Origin of the sequence: Micromonospora sp. NPDC048839 (genome assembly GCF_040649915.1) — a bacterium.
In the GTDB taxonomy this organism is placed as follows: domain Bacteria; phylum Actinomycetota; class Actinomycetes; order Mycobacteriales; family Micromonosporaceae; genus Micromonospora.
In genome coordinates, this window is sequence record NZ_JBEZGL010000046.1 from 1 (window position 1) to 3,496 (window position 3,496).

A 3,496-nucleotide genomic window follows, 5' to 3' on the forward strand; every position below is an offset into this window, starting at 1 on the left:
AAGATTGTCCGGCGGCGTCCTACTCTCCCACACCCTCACGAGTGCAGTACCATCGGCGCTGGAGGGCTTAGCTTCCGGGTTCGGAATGTAACCGGGCGTTTCCCCTCCGCCATGACCGCCGTAACTCTATGAACATATCAAACAACCCCGGACACACAACACGCGGGTGTTCGCTTGTTCAGAGTTGCACAGTGGACGCGTAGCAGCTTAGTAGTCAAGTCCTCGGCCTATTAGTACCGGTCAACTGAACCCGTTACCGGGCTTACATTTCCGGCCTATCAACCCAGTCGTCTAGCTGGGGGCCTTACCCCACCAAGGTGGGTGGGATACCTCATCTTGAAGCAGGCTTCCCGCTTAGATGCTTTCAGCGGTTATCCCTTCCGAACGTAGCTAACCAGCCGTGCCCTTGGCAGGACAACTGGCACACCAGAGGTTCGTCCGTCCCGGTCCTCTCGTACTAGGGACAGCCCTTCTCAAGTATCCTACGCGCACGGCGGATAGGGACCGAACTGTCTCACGACGTTCTAAACCCAGCTCGCGTACCGCTTTAATGGGCGAACAGCCCAACCCTTGGGACCTGCTACAGCCCCAGGATGCGACGAGCCGACATCGAGGTGCCAAACCATCCCGTCGATATGGACTCTTGGGGAAGATCAGCCTGTTATCCCCGGGGTACCTTTTATCCGTTGAGCGACACCGCTTCCACTCGCAAGTGCCGGATCACTAGTCCCGACTTTCGTCCCTGCTCGACCTGTCAGTCTCACAGTCAAGCTCCCTTGTGTACTTGCACTCAACACCTGATTGCCAACCAGGCTGAGGGAACCTTTGGGCGCCTCCGTTACCTTTTAGGAGGCAACCGCCCCAGTTAAACTACCCACCAGACACTGTCCCTGAACCGGATAACGGTCCGAAGTTAGATACCCAAATCAACCAGAGTGGTATTTCAAGATTGCCTCCACCCATACTGGCGTATGGACTTCACCGGCTCCCACCTATCCTACACAAGCTAATTCGAGTACCAATGTCAAGCTATAGTAAAGGTCCCGGGGTCTTTCCGTCCTGCCGCGCGTAACGAGCATCTTTACTCGTACTGCAATTTCGCCGGGCCTGTGGTTGAGACAGTGGGGAAGTCGTTACGCCATTCGTGCAGGTCGGAACTTACCCGACAAGGAATTTCGCTACCTTAGGATGGTTATAGTTACCACCGCCGTTTACTGGCGCTTAAGTTCTCCGCTTCGCCCCCGAAAGAGCTAACAGGTCCCCTTAACGTTCCAGCACCGGGCAGGCGTCAGTCCATATACATCGAATTACTTCTTCGCATGGACCTGTGTTTTTAGTAAACAGTCGCTTCCCCCTGCTCTCTGCGGCCATACAACGCTCCACCCGCGCGGGGCTTCACGTCTCCGGCCCCCCTTCTCCCTAAGTTACGGGGGCAATTTGCCGAGTTCCTTAACCACAGTTCGCCCGATCGCCTCGGTATTCTCTACCTGACCACCTGTGTCGGTTTGGGGTACGGGCCGCTAAGAACTCGCTAGAGGCTTTTCTCGGCAGCATAGGATCACTGACTTCACCTGAATCGGCTCGGCATCACGTCTCAGCCCTAAATGTGTTGCGGATTTGCCTACAACACGGCCTACACGCTTACCCCGGCACAACCACCGGCCGGGCTCAGCTACCTTCCTGCGTCACCCCATCGCTTGACTACTACCCATCAGGTTCCCACGCTCCCCAACATCCGTCCGAAGACATCAGCTGGTTCGGGTGGTTAGCACAACGAGGTTCATCAGGGACGCTCTTTCGCGGGTACGGGAATATCAACCCGTTGTCCATCGACTACGCCTCTCGGCCTCGCCTTAGGTCCCGACTCACCCAGGGCGGATTAGCCTGGCCCTGGAACCCTTGGTCATCCGGCGGAAGGGTTTCTCACCCTTCTTTCGCTACTCATGCCTGCATTCTCACTCGTGCCGCGTCCACAACTGGGTCACCCCGCTGCTTCACTCGCGGCACGACGCTCCCCTACCCATCCACACACCTGCACAAGGAATCAAGTCCAAGCGAGGTTAAAATGTGAATGCCACAGCTTCGGCGGTGTGCTTGAGCCCCGCTACATTGTCGGCGCGGAACCACTTGACCAGTGAGCTATTACGCACTCTTTAAAGGGTGGCTGCTTCTAAGCCAACCTCCTGGTTGTCTATGCGACCCCACATCCTTTTCCACTTAGCACACGCTTAGGGGCCTTAGCTGGTGATCTGGGCTGTTTCCCTCTCGACTACGAAGCTTATCCCCCGCAGTCTCACTGCCGCGCTCTCACTTACCGGCATTCGGAGTTTGGCTGATTTCGGTAAGCTTGTGGGCCCCCTAGACCATCCAGTGCTCTACCTCCGGCAAGAAACACGCGACGCTGCACCTAAATGCATTTCGGGGAGAACCAGCTATCACGGAGTTTGATTGGCCTTTCACCCCTAACCACAGGTCATCCCCCAATTTTTCAACATTGGTGGGTTCGGCCCTCCACGCGGTCTTACCCGCGCTTCAGCCTGCCCATGGCTAGATCACTCCGCTTCGGGTCTAGGACACGCGACTGAATCGCCCTATTCAGACTCGCTTTCGCTACGGCTCCCCCACACGGGTTAACCTCGCCACATGCCACTAACTCGCAGGCTCATTCTTCAAAAGGCACGCCGTCACCCCGCAAGGCTCCGACGGATTGTAGGCGAACGGTTTCAGGTACTATTTCACTCCCCTCCCGGGGTACTTTTCACCATTCCCTCACGGTACTTGTCCGCTATCGGTCACCAGGAAGTATTTAGGCTTACCAGGTGGTCCTGGCAGATTCACGGCAGATTTCAGGGGTCCGCCGCTACTCGGGAACACCCACAGAAGGTCAGCAACTTTCACCTACCGGACTCTCACCGTCTACGGTCAGCCATTCCAGACTGTTCGACTAGCCACTGACTTTGTAACTTCTCGAACAAGTGTCAGCTTGTTCAGTAGGGTCCCACAACCCCGACCACGCAACCCCTGACAGGTATCACACGCAGCCGGTTTAGCCTCGATCCGCTTTCGCTCGCCACTACTCACGGAATCACTAAATTGTTTTCTCTTCCTGCGGGTACTGAGATGTTTCACTTCCCCGCGTTCCCTCCACACACCCTATGTGTTCAGGTGTGGGTGACACCACATGACTGGTGCCAGGTTTCCCCATTCGGACACCCTGGGATCACAGCTTGGTTGACAGCTCCCCCAGGCCTATCGCGGCCTCCCACGTCCTTCATCGGCTCCTGGTGCCAAGGCATTCACCGTTCGCCCTTGACAACTTGACCACAAAGATGCTCGCGTCCACTGTGCAATTCTCAACAAACGACCAACCCACAACCCGAACAGCCCCACACCAAACCCAACCCAACGGTCAGCGGTATGCGAGGCCAGGCCATGCCTGGCAGACTCCCAGCCCCCACACCGGGGGGCTGGCCAAGTCTCTGAAACAACAACACGA

3 rRNA genes (1 of these 3 cut by a window edge) are annotated in these 3,496 nt (G+C 56.7%); all 3 read right to left on the reverse strand.

Features of this window, described 5'->3' with window-relative positions:
• Window positions 1–6 precede the first annotated feature (6 nt).
• Window positions 7–123, reverse strand: a 5S ribosomal RNA gene (gene rrf, locus AB0C25_RS36440).
• An 87-nt stretch (window positions 124–210) separates the two neighbouring features.
• Window positions 211–3,323, reverse strand: a 23S ribosomal RNA gene (locus AB0C25_RS36445).
• Window positions 3,324–3,404: 81 nt separating this feature from the next.
• Window positions 3,405–3,496 (reverse strand): 16S ribosomal RNA (locus tag AB0C25_RS36450); it runs 1,315 nt beyond the window's last position.
• The 16S, 23S and 5S rRNA genes sit together here, the layout of an rRNA operon.